We start from the raw sequence: 16417 nt of genomic DNA, 5'->3' as shown, positions 1-16417 counted from the left end.
TGACTCTCTCACTGTTCCGATGTTCAATTTAAATCGCCCTTAAGGCAAAGACGGCGCCCTCAGTTCTTCGTGCCGCGTGAGCGCGAGTCGACGGCGACGCGATTGAAACCTTCGTAGTTCAGGGCCTGCGTCACCCGGTACTGGCCGACGATGTATGCCGGCGTCCCCATAAGGCCGAGCGAATCCCCTGAGCGAGGTTGCGTCCCAAGAGCTTAGTGATTTCGCCGGCGTGGGTTTGTAGATCGGCGTCGAGACGATCCATGTCGACGCCCGACTTCGCGATCGCCTCCCGCATCCGCTTCGGGGAATCTTTGGACCGGGTATTCGCGCAGGTTATGACGGGACAGGCTTGCGCCGGCAGCCATTTCCAGAGGCGCGTCAGGCGTTGGCGATCAGTGAGGCGATGTCCTCGAGCGGACGCCGGCTGAAGTCCTTCGCGAACTCGCCTATGATCTTGCCTCTCAGGTCGCGGTGGAAGTGCTTGCGCATCTCCCCCAGGGTCCTGGGGTCGGAGACAACGACCAGGTGTTCTATGGTCCCGTCCAGGCTAAGCTTGTTCAGGAACGCGGCCGTCGCTGCCGCGAAGTCGTCCTCGACGAGCCGCCTGCCATCGGGGTTGGCAGGGCCGGTGTGATGTCGCGCACCCGAGCCTGAGCGGGCGGGCGCAGGCGGCGCCGCTGTGATCTCGACCAAGTGCACCCCAGGTTTCACGCCTGTATTGTGGAACAGGCGGATCGTCTTGCCGTCAGCGACTGCTACTGTCGTACCGGTAGGTAGAATCATCGAAAGACCTCCCGTTCACTGCATGCCGGCGCTCTGCGGCGCCTTTTCGATAAGCTCCTGGCGCGAAGCGCCCCAGAGCAGGGCAGTCCCAACGACGGCCGAAAGAATCGACGCGGCGAACACGGCGATCTTGGCGGCCGAGAAGTCGGTGGCGCTTGGAAACGCCTGCCCGGCAATGAAGAGCGACATCGTGAAGCCGATGCCGGCGAGGGCCCCCGCCCCGGTCAACTGCCGCCACGTGTACTCCGTCGGCTTGACGGCTACGCCTGCGCGCACGGCCGCGGCGGCCGCGAGGAAGACGCCGAGCGGCTTTCCTATGGCGAGGCCAGCGACGATCGCGGCCATGAGCCAGCCATGCCCAGCGAAGACGCTCGGGTTGATCGTCACGCCCGCATTAGCCAGTGCGAAGATCGGAAGGACAGCGTAGCTCGTCCGCGCGCCGGCGTGCCGCAGCAGCCGGTCCGCGGGCGATTCAAGTCTGTCGTAGATTGCGTCAAGCGCGTGCAGCGCCGGCGTGGAGGGGCCGTGCCTGAGAACCTCGCCCTCGTGCCGGGCCTCGGAGGCAATGATGGTGCTGGCCTGCGTCATCAGGGCGGCCAAGTCGGCCGGCGGCCGCGTCGGAATGAACAGTGCAAGTACCACGCCGGCCAGCGTAGCGTGGAGGCCGCCCGCGTAGACGAACGCCCACAACGCGACGCCCAACAGGATGTAGGGCGACAGCAGATAGACCCTCGATCGGCTCAGAAGCGCCAGCGCAACGACCATCGCCGCAGCCGCGGCCAGGTAGCCCGGATGGATCTCGCCGGAGTAGAACACAGCGACGACCACGATCGCACCGATGTCGTCGACGATGGCCGCCGCGGTGAGGAAGATGCGCAGCTCGACGGGGACGCGGGCGCCCATCACGGCGATCAAGGCAATCGCGAACGCAGTGTCCGTCGCCATCGGGACGCCCCAACCGTGCGACCACGGGCCCGCAGGGATGACCAGCACATACAGAACTGCCGGCACGACCATGCCGCCAAGCGCGGACGCAATCGGAAGCGCGGCGGAACGGCGGCTCGCAAGGTGACCGACCGTCATCTCGCGCTTCACTTCCAGTCCAACGACGAGGAAGAACACCGTCAGGAGGCCGTCGTCGACCCAATGGAGGATGGACATCCGGAAGGCCGCGTCGCCCAAGCTCACGCCGAGCTCCTGGCGCCAGAACGCGTCGAACGCAGGCCCGATCGGAGAATTCGTCACGACGATCGCCACCACGGTCGCGAGGATCAGCAAAATACCCGCGGATGGGCCCCAGCTCGCGAAGTCCAGGGCGGCCGTACGGACGCGGTGGCCGAGCGTGCCAAGCATCGCGTCGACGAGAGAGCTCTCGTCCCAGGGCCCGTCGTAGCGCCGGCGGTTGATGTAGAAGGTCGGCGTGAACCTTACGCCGCTTGCGCGTGCGCTTGTGACGTCCGCCTCCACCCTCGCCCTCGCGCGCCGCACTGCGTCGCTGTCGCCGAGCACGAAGTCAGCGTTCACGCCGAGGTCGGCGGCCACCGCGACGAGGTCGTCCTCTGTGAGCTGCATCGACCTCGTCATCAGCTTGATGTGCGCGGACCAGAACGCCTCGGGCGTCTGGGCAAGCTCAGCAAGCTCGGCGGCCCGAAACGCAAGGCTGTTGTCGGTGAGCGGCCTGTGGCGGAAGGCGTAGCAGACGCGGTCGCCAAGTTGGTCGCGTGCTTGCGCGATGGGCTCGTTGGCAGCCCTGCAGTGCGGGCACGCGTAGCTGCCGTACTCGACGAGCGTGATCTCGGCATCGGCGGGGCCGAGCACGTGGTCCGTCTCGTGGTCGACCGGACGGTCGAGGCGGCCGGGCGGGATCATGAGCTCCATCGCTGAACCGTCTCCAGGTGTTCGCGCCGGCTACGACGTCGGCGTAGCTGTCGCTGGGTTGACGATGTGGAATACTCCGCCGTTGGCTGACGGCGTGTACGCGATCTCCGTGCCGACGATACTGCTGGGGAGCCCGGCTGCGTGCACGCGCGGGAGGAAAAGACGCACCAGCGTGCCGGCACCTCGCTCGCTCTCTATACCGATCGCGCCGCCTCGCCCTTCGGCGAATCGCCGGACATGGGCAAGTCCGAGGCCTGTGCCGCTGCCAGCGCCCTTTGTCGTGAAATAAGGGATGAACGCCTGCGAGAGGACCTCCTCGGTCATGCCCTCCCCGTCGTCGGCGACGACGATCTCGACGAACTCCCGGATCGCGCCGGCGGACGGCTCGACGTTCCGCGCCGCGACGGTGATCGTGCCGCCGTTCGGCATAGCATCGGCCGCGTTTCGGTAGAGGTTCAGCAGCGCGAAGTACAGCTCCTCCGGGTCAGCGTCGAAGTCCCACAAATCAGGGGCGATATCGGTGCGGACCGTGATGTCGGGACGCAACGCCTGGTCAAGCGTGCCCGCCAGCGCTGCAAGGCGGCTGCCTGCGACGAACCCGCCGATCGACTCGGCGCGTGGTCGCGCAGCGTCGAGGAGCTGACGGCTGAGCAACGCTGTTTGCGTGATCGCGTGCTGCATTTTGCTAACAATGGCCTTTCGGTATGCGGCGTCGCTCTGGCAGTCAAGCAGCCGCAGGCCGCTGCCGATCACAGCGAGAAGGTTGTTGATGTCGTGGACCACGAACTGCGCCACGTCCCTGATCGCCCCCGCCCCCTCCGGCCCGTGGGAGCAGAACACGCCGCGCGTGTCGGACCGTGGGACAGTCCGGCACAGGACCCCGGAGATCTCGCCGCCACGCCCGACGAGCGGAATCTCCACGAACCTGGACGCGATGAGGCCGCTGCCACCATTGCGGACGCTCCGCACCCTCGCGCCGAATGCACGCTGTACTCCAAGCGCGACGCCGGCGCTGTCCGCGAGCACGACGACATCCTCCAGCGGAGGGCTCTCGACCACGCCGGGTAAGGAAACGTGGGGTGTCTCTTTGATCTGCATGTCGGACCTCCTGGCTTGCGATCGTTCAACGGAACGCCGACTTCGGCCCGTACACGAGGGCGGGCGACTACAGCTCGAAGATTGAGTCTATGACGGTCTAAAGGAAAATCACCTCTCGCCATGGAGTCGATAGCCGACCGTTATCGGAGTGGCTGAGAGACGCTGCGGAGCGAGTGCGGCGCTTCCGTCTGCTAGCACTCGCCCGAGCAGAACTCTCGGCGACCGCATCATAACGCGCGGGTATCGACTTCATGGCGTGACGTCATTTCCCATTCGCCGCGCGCAATCCCATGCTGACGAGCGTGAGCGGCAACCTTTCGCCGCCACTCCGACACCCGAACAAGGGGTCCACAATCAGGAGGCTACAAATGTCAGTGAAGCAGCCGGTTCTCACGCCGCCCCACGGCGGCGAGACGGTGAATTCGAGCGGGGGCTCGAGCGTCGAAATGAAAGTGGAGAGCAGCCAGACCGGAGGCGAATATGGCGCTGTCCTGTGGACGGTGCGGGCCGGGGAGGAGCCGCCGCTGCACACCCACTCGCGCGAGGACGAGCTGGTGTACGTGGTGCAGGGGCAGCTAATCGCGCGGGTCGGCGATGCCCGCGTCGAGGTGGGGCCGGGCGCCTACGCGGCTCTTCCCCGCGGTGTGCCGCATACGATCGAGGTGGTCGGCGACCAGGCGACCCTGCTGCTCAGCTTCGTGCCGGGTGGGCTGGAGCGCCTCTTGGTCCCCCGGAAAGGCGAGCAGCCCGATCCGGCCGCTTTCGGCCTGACGTTCCCCTAGGGGCGGCGACCGCGGGGTGCGGCGTTCGCGGACGTGCGCCCGCTCGGGCCCGGGCCGGCCGCGCCAGATGATTGATCCCACGCGCCGACCAGGTGTGCCTAACGGCCTCCCGGCTTCGGACCAACTAGCGCATCGCTGCAGGAGTGGTGAGGTGCGCCAACGCGCCTCGTCGTCTGCAAGAATCCCGCTCTGCTCATCCCGCGCGCAGCAGCTTAGTGTGTTGTGCGGGACTAAGCTCCTTTCACCCGCCGGCGGAGGAAATTCGCAATGGTCACTCGCGGTTTCACAGGCCGCCAATCCGGATCAGAACCATCGGACCGGATTCCCCCAGGACAGCACCTCGTCGACAATTTCCCGGTGCTTACGGCCGGACCCACGCCGCGAATTGAGCCCGTGGACTGGACTTTCACGCTCAAGGTCGGACCTCGTCCGGTCAAAGCGTGGAACTGGTCTGAGTTCAACGCGCTTCCACGAACCAAGATGACGCGAGACATTCACTGCGTGACCTCGTGGTCGAAGCTCAATACCGCCTGGGAGGGCGTGGCCGTCGACGACATCCTCGCCGACGCTGGCCTTAGCGCACCCACTCCGTTTGCACTCGCACATTGCTACGACGGATACTCCACCAACGTGCCGCTCGCCGACCTCGCAACGGGGAAGGCGATGGTCGCGCTCAAGTACGAAGGCCAGCCGCTGCCGCGCGACCACGGGGGGCCGGCGCGCCTTCTCGTGCCGCATCTCTACTTCTGGAAGTCGGCGAAGTGGGTGAACGGGCTTCAGTTCACGGAGCGCGACGAGGCCGGCTTCTGGGAGCTGCGCGGGTACCACATGTACGGCGATCCGTGGAATGAGCAGCGATACACGAATGACTGAAGCGATTGCCGCAACCGCGCGATGGCAGAGCTGTGCGATTGTCGAGATCGCAACGAGAACGCCGGCTATCAAGAGCTTCTTTCTCCGCCTCTCCGAAACGTTCGACTATACGGCCGGACAGCACGTTGACGTGCGGCTGACTGCGCCCAACGGCTACGTTGCTATGCGCAGCTACTCGATCGCCTCGGCCCCGAGCGATTCCAAGGTGATCGAGTTGGCGATCGAGCGCCTTCCGGACGGTGAGGTCTCCCCGTTCTTCCACGACGTCGCCCGAGTAGGCGACACAATCGAGCTTCGCGGGCCGCTTGGCGGACACTTTCTCTGGCCGGGGCCTTCCAACAAACCAGTGCTCTTGATCGGCGCCGGCTCCGGCGTCGTGCCGCTCATGGCCATGATCCGGTATCGGAAGGCCAGCGGCGAGCCCGTGCCTGTCGCGCTGTCGCTCTCCTCCCAGACCTGGGGTGACGTGCTGTTCAGGGACGAACTCCTCGAGCTCGAGAGCTCGCTTCCCGATTTTGCGCTCGCCTTGGCGCTGACACGCGAGCCTGCGACGCGCCGCACCGACTTCAGCAGGCGGATCGACGCCGGAATGGTCGCGGACGTCGCGGCGCGGCTGCCTGGGTCCCCCGGCTGCGCCTTCGTGTGCGGGTCGAACGCCTTCGTCGACATCGCGGTGGACGCCGCGCTCGCTTTGGGACTGGAAGCCGGAGCGATCAAGACCGAACGCTATGGCGCTTGAGAGACGATCCCTCTCGTCTTGCGAGAGGCTAGTTTCCGCAAACGCCAGATTATCCACTTGGCCGGCGCCAGCTACGATCATACCGGCGCAAGGAGACGTGTCGGTGAAGAAGACGGGAGCCACGCGGATGCTGTCCAAAACGATCGATGTCGGCGGCTTAAGGTGTTCTGCCGTGAAGGCGGCGCGCCTGGCCGGGCACTTCGACATCGAGATCGACTACGTCGCAGCACTCTAGGAGCGAGGTACGACTATGTTTTCAGTGATTTTCGAGGTCCTCCCCAGTCAAGGGAACTGGGCTGACTACCTCGACAACGCCAAGATGTTGCGCCCCGAGCTGGAGCAGGTCGAAGGCTTCGTCGACAACGTCCGCTACAAGAGCCTGACCCGCGAGGGCTGGATCCTTTCGCTCTCGAACTGGCGGGACGAGAAGTCGCTCGTCCGCTGGCGCATCCGCACGCGCCATCACGAGGCCCAGCAGAAGGGCCGCGACGAAATCTTCGCAGACTACCGTCTCCGCGTCGGCCAGATCACTGCCGACAATCAGGTGCCCGCGGGGTACGCCCTCACGGAGCAGCGGCTCGACGAGACCGAAGTCGGGGAGGGAACGACGGTCACGCTGATCAACGCGAGGCGCCCCGCGGAGTGGAAGCAGACCTATAACCCGTACGACTGCGCTGAGTGGCTCGGCCTGAACCCGTGGGCGGCCGACAGCACGTCCTGGGACATCTTCGACGCCATGCTCACGCCCGGCGACCTGATTCTGCTGATATCCTGGAAGGACGCCGCTGCGGCGCAGGCCTACGAGGACGCTTCCGCGCCGAATGACAAGGCGAGGGTCCGGAAAGTGCGGATCGTGCGCGACTACGGGAAATACGACCGTCGCGAGGCGCCTCAGTATTACGCAGATGCCAAGGGCGGCGAGACCCTCCACGCCTGACACCGCTCCGTCGGGAAGGGCCGGCCTGCCGCGAGCTCGACTCTGCGTTGGCCCAGCCAGCCATTCATGCGTCCGGCCGGGCTCCCCGAGACGCGCCGTGCTGTCAGGCGGGCCCGCTCGGCATCATGGCGGCCTGCATGGACGTGGTGGTGCCCTGCATGCACGAGCGCAAGCAGTTCGGCCAGCCAATCGGCGACTTCCAGCTCATGCGGGCAAGCTCGCCGACATGTATTCGACTTGGCAGGCCACGCGCCTATGTCTACGCCGTCGGCCGTGCTTGCGACCGCGCTGGCGCCGCCGCCGCCGCGATCCTTTACTCGGCCGAGAAGGCGACGTGGATGGCGGGCGAGGCGATCCAGGCACTCGGCGGCGTACACCAGCGAGTTTCCGACCGGCCGTCTCTGGCGCAATGCAAAACTCTACGAGATCGGCGCGGGCACCTCGGAGGCGCGGCCATGCTGAGCGGCTGCGAACTGGTGGCGGAAATGGCGTGAGCCCTGACGCAATTGGAATTACCGCGGCAATGGTTCAACCTGCCGCGGCACGCCAAACTTTCAACAGCACCCCACCACGTCAAGAGAAGTGCGGGAAATATGCCGCTCCATTCCAGTATCGATCCGTCGTCCCAAGACTTTGCGCGCAATGCGAAGCAATGCGCTCGCTCATCGCCGATCTGCGTGAGAAGCGGAGCCAAGTCGCCGGCGGCGAGGCCTCGCGCAACCGCCATACATCGCGCGGCAAGATGCCGGCGCGCGATCGGGGCGACCTTCTAGTCGATCCCGGCACCTCGTTCATCGACCTGTCGCCGCTTGCGGCCTGTACGGCGGCGATGTTCGGCGAGCGTCGTCACGGGCGTGGGCCGCATCTCGGGCCGTGAATGTGTCATCGTCGCCAACGATGCCACCATCAAGGGCGGCACCTACTATCCGATGACCGTGAAAAAGCATCTGCGCGCGCAGGACATCGCGCGACAGAACAACCTACCCCGCGTCTACATGGTCGATTCCGGCGGCGCCTTCCTGCCGATGCAGGACGAGATCTTTCCGGACGAGCGGCAGAATGGGGCTACTATTCAATCGTGATAGCGGCAGACTTGATGATTTTGCCCCATCTTGCGCGTTCAGCACCGATGAACCGGGCAGTTGCCGGGATGTCCATGGAGGTGGACGCGCCGCGCACTAGCCCGGCTCTCAGAGACTCCAGAAAGCGTGTCCATGCGTCCAAATCAATAGGCCGAGCCGTTCCAACGTGTGCACGCAAGTTGCATCTACGTCCCACAATTGCGACGTGCCCATCACGTCGTCGAGTGCAAAGGCTCGTCAGTATCGACAGCCGCACCTTGACGGAGAACAACCCATGGAGCTTCATCAAGTTCGCTACTTCCTCGCCGTCGCGTCCACGCTCAACTTCACCCGCGCGGCCGAGCAGTGCAATGTCACGCAGCCCGCTCTGACCAAGGGGGTGCAGAAGCTCGAGCAGGAACTCGGCGGCCAGTTGATCTACCGCGAACGCCAGCTGACCCAACTCACCGATCTTGGAAAGGAAGTCCTTCCGATGCTGGAGCGCACACTGGCCTCGGCAGAGGCGGTGCGTCGCCGGGCCCAGGAGTTCCAACGCAAGGACGTCGCGCCACTGAAGATTGGCCTCGCCCCCTCCATCTCGGCGTCGCTCGTCCTCGATCCGATCGCGGAGATCGCAAAGTTCCTCCCTGGACTTCACGTCGAGCTGCGCGAGGGCGCGGCGAAGAAGCTCGTCGACCTCTTGCTTGAGGGCGAGATCAACGCCGCAATGGTCGGGGACGTGCATGACGTGCCCGCCCGCATCGACGACTGGTCGTTGTTCGAGGAGCGGTACGTCGCAGTTCTCGCACCGACACACCAGCTCGCAAACCGTCCCTCCATCGGCATCGACGACCTCCGCGAGACCGTCTTGCTGGAACGCGCCGGATGCGACGTCGCCCCGAAGATCCAGCAATCGTTTTTCCCCGAGAAACCGCCCCAACTCGGCCACTGCAGCGGTCACGACTTGCACCTGCAACACATGGCCGCCGCTGGCTTCGGCGTGATACTCGCGCCCGAGCACATGCCGCGTCTTCCGACGCTCAAGACCATTCCGCTCGAAGGCGACCCGGTTTCGCGGGAGGTGCGGCTACTGGCTGTGCAGGGGCGCCGCTACTCGCCGGCGCTGGACGCTTTCGTCAAGGTCGCTCGGCTTCGCGACTGGTCGGTCGAAGTCCCCGACCGGGACGTGCCGCACGCAGCGGTCCCGGAGGTGGCGAGGGCGCCCGCATGACCACGACACGCACGCTGGCGGCCAACCGCTTCCAGCCAATCGATCCTCAGCCTGATGACTCCCAACCCATGCCAAATCAGACCAACAAGACACTCGCCCAGATTCGTACCGAGCTGTTGACGACGTTCAGCGCTGCGGATTGGTTGTCCTACAACCACCTCGTGGGCTGGCTCCGCGATACAGACGTGGCATCGCATGCATTGAAGGTCGGAGACGACGCGCCGGACTTCCTCCTGCCGGACGCCGACGGCCGTCTCCACTCCTCTGAACAGCTGCGCCGCAACGGCCCCCTCGTCCTAAGTTTCTTCCGAGGCGGCTGGTGTCCGTTCTGCACCGCTGAACTCTGCGCCCTCCAGGCCGCGAAGGAAGAGTTCGAGAGCGTCGGCGCGACCCTCGCAGTGGTGACACCCGAGACGAGGGACTTCCCGCGGCAGCTCAAGCGGAGCCTCGGCTTGGACCTGAAGGTGCTCTCCGACGTCGACTACGGCGTTGCCATGTCGTATGGCGTGCTATTCCGGGTGCCTTACGAGACCAAAGCGCACTATTCCGGGCTAGGCTTCGACTTCGGCGCCCGACACGGGTCACCGGTCTGGATGTTGCCTATTCCGGCGACCTACGTGATCGACGCGGAAGGCCGGATCCGCGGCGCATTCGTCGAGCCGGACTTCACGATACGGGAGGAGCCGGCGCAAATCCTGGCCTCGCTGCGCCAAGCGGCTTCCGCGCCCTAGTGAGGGAGGCGGAAGGTGGAAAGCGACATCCGGGACAATCTGGCAATGAGCCGGTTTGAAATGCCCCTCGGCGGCAGCGCCCTCGCAGTCGCCTACTATAAGGTCGAAGACGGCCGCGTCGTCCTGCTCCACACCGAGGTGCCACAAGAGCTGTCCGGCCTAGGGTACGGATCGAGGCTGGCGCATGGCGTTTTCGAAGCGTTGCGACGCGACGGGAAAAGAGTGATCGCGAAGTGCCCCTTCATGTCTTCCTACGCGGCGGCCCGGCACCCGGAGTACGCCGCACTCCTCGACGGCTGATCACCGACAGACGGGACGCCGGCACGCCCGGCGCTTTTGGACGACGATATCTCACGCCTATCGAATGCATGTCCAAAGGGAATTTCTAATTTCGTCGGCTGCGTCCGATCTTTGGGTCTGCTAGGCCGGCCGAGCACACGCGGTCGGCTCCACAGCGATTGAAACAGTGATCGAAGCCGTTGCGAGTCACCGTGCCGTGCGCGAGCAGCAAAGGAGACCCCCATGAAATTACCGAGGACTGTCGGCGTAGCTGTCGCCGTCTCGCTGGTCGCCGGCGCCGTGGCAGCGCTCGCGCGGATCAGCGGAACGACTCCGGCCGGCCCGACCGCGAATGTGGTGGACGCCGCCGGACACCTGCGCGTGCCGGAGGACTACCGAACCCTATACCAAGCGCTCGGCACCTGGGCGATTGCCGCCGACAGCGGCCAAGGCTCGAAGGAAATGCACACCGTCTACGTATCCCCGGGGGCGATCGACGCCTACCGGAAGACGGGGCACTTCCCGGACGGCGCCGTCCTGGTGAAAGAGGTCTTCGAGACCTCGACGAACGAGTTGACCACCGGCACAGTAAGCCACGCCGACAAGCTCAAGGGCTGGTTCGTGATGGTGAAAGACAGCAAGGGAACGCACCCCGGCAACCCGTTGTGGGGCGACGGGTGGGGATGGTCGTGGTTCGACGTAGACAAGCCGCTCAAGACCACCTCGACGGACTACCATTCCGATTGCCAGGGTTGCCACGTGCCCGCCCAGGCCACGGACTGGATTTACGTGAACGGATATCCCGTCCTGCGTCAATAGGCGGCCGCAAGCGTTGGCGCTCTACTCTCGCGACGGCTTTCCGGAGATCCAGTGGCGAATCCTGCGAGCCGATGTGGGCAGCCGGAAGATTGAAGGGCTCATTGCGACCATTCGTTTCGGTTATCGACCTTTCCGGTCCGACCGACGTTCAAAATACTAACGAGCGCATGGAGGTCGGTGTGTCCTTCTCGGTCTACGACATCACGGTCCCTGTCATGATGCATGGACTGAACGTGATGGACGACTATCTCAAGCGCTCGAGCGGACCAAGGGGTTTGAGCCCGGGAGGATCCTTCGCGAGCGGCTCGCGCTCGACATGCTGACTTTCGGAGAACAGTTCTCCGTAAGCTGCAACAAGGTGGACGCGCACATGGCGAAGTTGATGCAGCGCGATCGGCCAGCACCCCCTAACATCCCGATGATGTACCCGGTATTGAAGGGGCGGCTCCTTGAGACGCGCGGCTTCCTGGAAAACGTGCAGCCGGACGAGATCGCCGGCGCGCAGTCCCACACATACGAGCTGACGCCGCCTATCGTGCGCGGGTGGTTCGGCGGCGACGACTACATCCGGCACCTGGTGCTGCCCGACTTCTTTTTCCACATCTCGATTGCGCACGCGATCCTTCGGCACCTCGGAGCGAAGATCGGGAAGCGCGATTACCTCGGCAACCTCACTCAGCAGAGTGGCGGTGACTATTCGTGAGAAGCGCGCGGTGCGCGGCACGGGCCGAGGCCTTCAAGATTGTTGTTGTCATGGCCGGAATCGCTCGGGCGCCGCACCTGTTCTAACGAGAGAGCTGATGAACTCCGGCGAAGTGGGATGTCGTATGGCGGCTGGCCCTTTGCGGTATCGGCTTTGGTCTTTTCCAGACCCCGAACAACACTGCGATGATGACGGCTGGACCCATAGGGCGTAGCGGGGCCGCAAGTGGGATGAATGCTGCGGCTCGCTACGTCGGATGGTCACTTGGTTCCGCCTTGGTCTCACTGATCTTCGGCTTGGGCGGAGATCATGGCGCGGTCTTTTGTTTGGTCGCCGGAATGGCCTCCGCTCTGATCGGAGCCGCTACCAGCAGCGCTCGTCGGTACAGATTCTAAGCCCCTCCCGAGCCGCCCGCTTTCGCCGCGGCCGGCGTCGGGGTTATTGAGGCTGTAAAGGCGCCGCCGATCGAGGCCGCAGCGGCTACGGCAAGACCGACTTCGTAGCCGGACTCGAAAGACGCGACACCGGCGGCCAGTGCCACGCCGGCAAGCTGCGCAATCCGGCTTGCCGCATTGTTGATGCCAGAGGCGAGCCCTTCGTCTGTCTGGTCAACGCTCGACAGGACGGACGCGGTAAGCGGTGCCACGAGCACAGCGAAGGACAGGCCAAGCAGTGTCATGGGCCCGATCACGCCGAGCATCAGGGATTCTTCCCGGCCGAGCGCCATCCAGACATAAGCAAGCGCCGCACCTGCAGGCCCCGCGATGAGCATGGCCCGCGCGCCAATCTTGTCCGCCAACCCGCCGAACACGCCCGACAGGAGTCCGACGCCGAGCGCGAAGGGCAAGAACGCCAAACCGGCATCGGTCGCCCGCAGGGCGCGGCGGTCGACGAGATCGAATGGGAGCAGGAAGAACATGATCGAAACCGCCCCATAGATCATCAGGGTCGCGACGTTCAGCCCGAGGAAGGCGCGGTTCTCCACCAGGCGAGGTGGCGTCATCGGGTGTTTGCTTCTGCGCTCCCAGAACGCATACACGGCGAGACCGACAATGCCGAGCCCTGCGACGATCGTGAGTACCGTGCCCATTTGGGCCGGTGCGTCCGCCGCAGCTTGAGCTTCACCGGGGCCGATCTGGCTGAGCGCCCAGGCGAGCGCCCCGAGCGCCGAAGCCAGGATCGCGGCGCCAATCACGTCGAACCTGCGCTGGATGCGGCCATCTTTAGGTGCGAAGACCAGCAGAACTCCTACTGCTACGACCGCGATCGGCGGGTTGATCCAGAACACGGATGGCCAGCCAAAGGTCTCGGTCAGCCAACCGCCCAGGACAGGACCTCCGGCGGTGGTGAGCGCCGATGCCGCGGCCCATATGCCGATCGCCCGGTTCCGCTCCGAGCGCGGATAGGTGGCCCCAATCAGGGCGAGGCTGGCGGGGGTGACGATCGCTGCGGCCGCTCCTTGCGCGACGCGGGCAGCGATCAGCCAGGCGGGCGAAGGCGCCATCGCGCAAGCCGCGGATGCCAGACCGAACAGGATGCAGCCGAGCGCGAGCATGCGCGCCTTGCCATAAACATCCGCGAGCGCGCCGCCGATCAATGTCAGCGAGGCGAGCGCCAGCATATACCCGTTGAGAACCCATTGAACGGAGGCGAGGTCCGCACCGAAATCAGCGCGCAGTCTCGGTAACGCAACGGGCAGCGCTGTTCCGTCGATGAACGCCATCGACGACGCGAGCACGCAGGCGGCGAGCACCATGCGCCGGCACCGAGGCGGCGCTTCCCGCCCGAGCTCTCGCGGGCAGGGTTCTGCATCGATCACGCCGCGACTGCAAGGCTCTACAAACGGCTGCGCCTCGTGGCGACAAGCTCGCCGTCTCTGGTTTGTAGGAGTGGTCATTCGCAGTCTCGTTTTGGGCTGTAGGTGCTTGTGACAGCGGTCTCACACCGTGGCGTTCGAACCTCCGGTGAGGGAAATCACCTCACGCCATAGAGTCGATAGACGATCGTTATTGCCTCGCCGTGCGGCGTGATGCCGTCGCAGCCTGCGCAACTTGCCTTGATTTACGAACGGCAGAGAGGACCGTCGCAGCAGTATTCCCCGCTGCCATGGAAACTATACATAACGGTTATTGGAAAATTTCGTCCCGCGCTGCGATCAACGGGTACCACTGTCGCAGATTTCATCGAGTAATGCTCAGGGCAACCTGGACGGATATTACTCAATTGCGTGAGAAAAAAGTATGGTCGTGGAGAAAAAAGGTAGGCGCCTTACCCTACTGATCGCCGGAGCGGTTTTCATCGCAGTTGCTATAACAGCTGTATTCGCGCAGTCCGAATCCAATAACGGCAGCGCACCGACGAGGAAGCGCTATCTCCCAGAATATACCGCATCGGGTGAACTGATCCTGCCGAAGAATTTCAATGAGTGGGTGTTCGTCGGCTCACCGCTCACTCCTAACGCGCTCAACGCCGGCAAGGCCAATTTTCCTGAATTTCACAACGTCTATATCGAACCAGGCTCATACGAGATCTACAAGAAGACAGGTGAGTTCCCGGAGGGAACGATCTTCTTCAAGGAACTACAGCTGACGCTCCCAGCCGAGAATCCGGATGGATCTCGCACCGAGGCCTCCGGGCGAGGCTTCTTCCCCGGAAAGCTGAACGGCGCGGACGTTACGGTCAAGGATAGCAAGCGCTACGCCGACACCGGAGGCTGGGGTTACTACAACTTCAATCACCACGAGCCGAAGGCGCCGACAGCCAAGCTGCAGCCAAAGTCGGAATGCGCGTTCTGCCACATGGCGAGCGCTAAGAAAGACGACGTCTGGACCCAGTTCTATCCGCTGCTGGACAAATGAAATCGTGGAGAACGCTACCGGTTCACCAACACAGGGAGCAGTGCCATGAGGGTCGTCGCTGCCTCGGGCGTCGCCCTGGCAGGATTGTTTGTGATTGGCGCCGTCACCGCCGACAATGTCGGCAACGGCGCGCTCACAGTACCGATCCCCAAGGTTGCTGCGTCACCCACCCGTAGGATTGCACCATGATGGTAACAACCGAAACGCTTCGCAGCGTCCTGCGCACTTCGCGTAGCGACCCCATCCTCAAGCTGAAATCCGCGGAGCAAGGAGCTTCTCTTGCCCTCGATCTTCTTTCGCTGGGAAGCCGCGCAGCACTGGGAGTCTCGTTCCTGTTGTCGGTGACCGACCGGCTCGGGTTCTACGGCAATCCAGGCGAGCGCGGAGTTTCCTGGGGAACATTATTTTTGGACTACGCGGCCAAGGTAAATGCATTCGCACCGGCATGGATGATGCCCTTTCTCGGCACGGCCGCGACGGTGCTGGAGCTCCTATTTGGCGTTACGCTGGTACTCGGACTCGCGCTGCGGTGGGCGGCTTTCGGCAGCGCGGGCCTGCTCTTCCTATTCGGTTCAGCTATGGCGATCTCGTTTGGGATCAAGTCGCCATTCGACTACTCCGTATTCGCTGCGATGTGCTGCGCCCTATTTCTGGGTCTCGCCGGCTCGAAGCGATGGACCGTCGACACTTTACTATGATGCTCCAATGGCAAAGCGCTCTTCCACTTTCGCTTTCGCAAGCTACCCATGGCCGCTGGCATGAGATGTCGAACGGGCTTTTATCGCTGGAACATATCCAGCAAAGAGGCAAATAACCGAGGAGACAATTCGCATGAAGGCGATTGTTGTAACGGACCAGGCCGCGGGAACGGCCGGGATGAAGCTGGTAGAGCGGCCCGAGCCGCGGGCAGCGATAAACGACGTCGTCGTTCAGGTTCATGCATCGGGATTCACCTGGGATGAGCTGACGTGGCCCCCGACCTGGACCGATCGCCTCGATCGTGACCGAACACCGACGATCCCTGGGCACGAGTTGGCCGGAGTTGTCACCGCCCTCGGCTATGGCACGACGGGGCTGTCGGTTGGGCAGCGGGTGTTCGGCCTCACGGACTGGACTCGCGACGGCACCCTAGCCGAGTATGTGGCCGTCGAGGCGCGCAACCTTGCGCCGCTGCCGGGCGATGTCGACTTCACGGTGGGCGCGAGCTTGCCGATGCCGGGTCTGACCGCGTGGCAGGGACTGATCGTGCACGGCCGCCTTTGGGCAGGGCAGATCGTCCTCGCGCACGGCGCGGCCGGCGTAGTCGGTTCGATGGTAACGCAACTCGCACGTGAGGCAGGCGCCTACGTCATCGGCACCGGACGCGCTGCCGACCGTCAGGCGGTGCTCGACTTCGGCGCGAATGAGTTCGTCGACCTCGAGAACGACGCGCTTGAAGACGTCGGCGAAGTCGATCTAGTTTTCGATGTCTTCGGCGGCGACATCGGGAAGCGGTCCGCAGCCCTGATTCGAGCCGGAGGAACGCTGGTGACCATCGCCGGCCCGGCCGAGGCACGGCCCGCCAGCGGTTTGACGGTCGATTTCGTGGTCGAGTCCGATCGCGCCCAACTGGGTGAGATCGTCCAGCGGGTGCGGGACGGACGAC

Annotated in this window: 18 protein-coding genes and 2 pseudogenes; 16 read left to right on the top strand and 4 right to left on the bottom strand. The window is 64.3% G+C overall.

Features of this window, described 5'->3' with window-relative positions; genetic code table 11:
• Window positions 1–378: 378 nt before the first annotated feature.
• The 3 genes from CQ13_RS18855 to CQ13_RS18845 are packed head-to-tail and all read right to left on the bottom strand — an operon-like array spanning window position 379 to window position 3759.
• Window positions 379–783: a baeRF12 domain-containing protein gene (locus tag CQ13_RS18855; RefSeq protein WP_057844341.1), complete on the bottom strand. Its 405-nt coding sequence runs from the start codon at window positions 781–783 to the stop codon at window positions 379–381.
• A 15-nt stretch (window positions 784–798) separates the two neighbouring features.
• Window positions 799–2661, bottom strand: coding sequence for a Na+/H+ antiporter NhaA (gene nhaA, locus CQ13_RS18850; RefSeq protein ID WP_057844340.1), 1863 nt, complete (start codon window positions 2659–2661; stop codon window positions 799–801).
• A 30-nt stretch (window positions 2662–2691) separates the two neighbouring features.
• Entirely contained in the window at window positions 2692–3759 is a 1068-nt protein-coding gene (locus CQ13_RS18845; protein ID WP_057844339.1) for a sensor histidine kinase, read from the bottom strand.
• A 368-nt stretch (window positions 3760–4127) separates the two neighbouring features.
• Between CQ13_RS18845 and CQ13_RS18840 the strand changes: the two genes are divergently transcribed.
• The 12 genes and pseudogenes from CQ13_RS18840 to CQ13_RS18780 form a co-directional block, all read left to right on the top strand.
• A complete protein-coding gene (locus tag CQ13_RS18840) occupies window positions 4128–4541 on the top strand; it encodes a cupin domain-containing protein (protein WP_057844338.1) in 414 nt (137 codons plus the stop codon).
• A gap of 267 nt (window positions 4542–4808) precedes the next feature.
• On the top strand, window positions 4809–5414 hold the full coding sequence (locus CQ13_RS18835) for a sulfite oxidase-like oxidoreductase (RefSeq protein WP_057844337.1): 606 nt from the start codon (window positions 4809–4811) through the stop codon (window positions 5412–5414).
• On the top strand, window positions 5407–6153 hold the full coding sequence (locus tag CQ13_RS18830; RefSeq protein WP_057844336.1) for a ferredoxin reductase: 747 nt from the start codon (window positions 5407–5409) through the stop codon (window positions 6151–6153). Before CQ13_RS18835 ends, CQ13_RS18830 begins: the two co-directional genes overlap by 8 nt.
• Window positions 6154–6256: 103 nt before the next feature.
• Window positions 6257–6388, top strand: coding sequence for a hypothetical protein (locus CQ13_RS46465; protein ID WP_283807511.1), 132 nt, complete (start codon window positions 6257–6259; stop codon window positions 6386–6388).
• A 15-nt stretch (window positions 6389–6403) separates the two neighbouring features.
• Window positions 6404–7090: an antibiotic biosynthesis monooxygenase family protein gene (locus CQ13_RS18825; protein ID WP_057844335.1), complete on the top strand. Its 687-nt coding sequence runs from the start codon at window positions 6404–6406 to the stop codon at window positions 7088–7090.
• Between the two features lie 137 nt (window positions 7091–7227).
• Window positions 7228–7584 (top strand): acyl-CoA dehydrogenase family protein, encoded by a 357-nt coding sequence (locus CQ13_RS18820; RefSeq protein ID WP_430649696.1) that lies wholly within the window; start codon window positions 7228–7230, stop codon window positions 7582–7584.
• A 99-nt stretch (window positions 7585–7683) separates the two neighbouring features.
• A pseudogene (locus CQ13_RS41205) lies at window positions 7684–8154 on the top strand (carboxyl transferase domain-containing protein); the annotation flags it as partial.
• A gap of 292 nt (window positions 8155–8446) precedes the next feature.
• A complete protein-coding gene (locus CQ13_RS18805; protein WP_057844332.1) occupies window positions 8447–9382 on the top strand; it encodes a LysR family transcriptional regulator in 936 nt (311 codons plus the stop codon).
• Window positions 9379–10113: a peroxiredoxin-like family protein gene (locus CQ13_RS18800; RefSeq protein WP_057844331.1), complete on the top strand. Its 735-nt coding sequence runs from the start codon at window positions 9379–9381 to the stop codon at window positions 10111–10113. Before CQ13_RS18805 ends, CQ13_RS18800 begins: the two co-directional genes overlap by 4 nt.
• Window positions 10114–10128: 15 nt before the next feature.
• Window positions 10129–10413, top strand: coding sequence for a GNAT family N-acetyltransferase (locus tag CQ13_RS18795; RefSeq protein ID WP_245309226.1), 285 nt, complete (start codon window positions 10129–10131; stop codon window positions 10411–10413).
• A gap of 222 nt (window positions 10414–10635) precedes the next feature.
• A complete protein-coding gene (locus CQ13_RS18790; protein WP_057844329.1) occupies window positions 10636–11211 on the top strand; it encodes a cytochrome P460 family protein in 576 nt (191 codons plus the stop codon).
• A gap of 271 nt (window positions 11212–11482) precedes the next feature.
• A pseudogene (locus CQ13_RS18780) lies at window positions 11483–11914 on the top strand (DUF1993 family protein); the annotation flags it as partial.
• A 391-nt stretch (window positions 11915–12305) separates the two neighbouring features.
• On the opposite strand, the gene CQ13_RS18775 reads toward CQ13_RS18780, so the two are convergent.
• Window positions 12306–13670: an MFS transporter gene (locus tag CQ13_RS18775; protein WP_057844326.1), complete on the bottom strand. Its 1365-nt coding sequence runs from the start codon at window positions 13668–13670 to the stop codon at window positions 12306–12308.
• 484 nt (window positions 13671–14154) lie between these two features.
• On the opposite strand from CQ13_RS18775, the gene CQ13_RS18770 reads away from it, so the two are divergent.
• From CQ13_RS18770 to CQ13_RS18760, 4 genes are all read left to right on the top strand, one after another.
• Complete coding sequence (locus CQ13_RS18770) at window positions 14155–14772, top strand: cytochrome P460 family protein (RefSeq protein WP_082637536.1); 618 nt, start codon at window positions 14155–14157, stop codon at window positions 14770–14772.
• A 45-nt stretch (window positions 14773–14817) separates the two neighbouring features.
• Window positions 14818–14961 (top strand): hypothetical protein, encoded by a 144-nt coding sequence (locus CQ13_RS43130; protein ID WP_156433748.1) that lies wholly within the window; start codon window positions 14818–14820, stop codon window positions 14959–14961.
• On the top strand, window positions 14958–15470 hold the full coding sequence (locus CQ13_RS18765) for a hypothetical protein (protein ID WP_057844325.1): 513 nt from the start codon (window positions 14958–14960) through the stop codon (window positions 15468–15470). The genes CQ13_RS43130 and CQ13_RS18765 overlap by 4 nt, the downstream gene beginning before the upstream one ends.
• Window positions 15471–15603: 133 nt before the next feature.
• The coding region (locus CQ13_RS18760; RefSeq protein ID WP_057844324.1) for an NADP-dependent oxidoreductase at window positions 15604–16417 on the top strand (814 nt) is incomplete at its 3' end.

It is taken from the genome of Bradyrhizobium retamae (assembly GCF_001440415.1).
Taxonomy (GTDB): domain Bacteria; phylum Pseudomonadota; class Alphaproteobacteria; order Rhizobiales; family Xanthobacteraceae; genus Bradyrhizobium; species Bradyrhizobium retamae.
The sequence above is the reverse complement of the archived record's forward strand: the minus strand, read 5'-3'. Positions and strand labels throughout refer to the sequence as shown.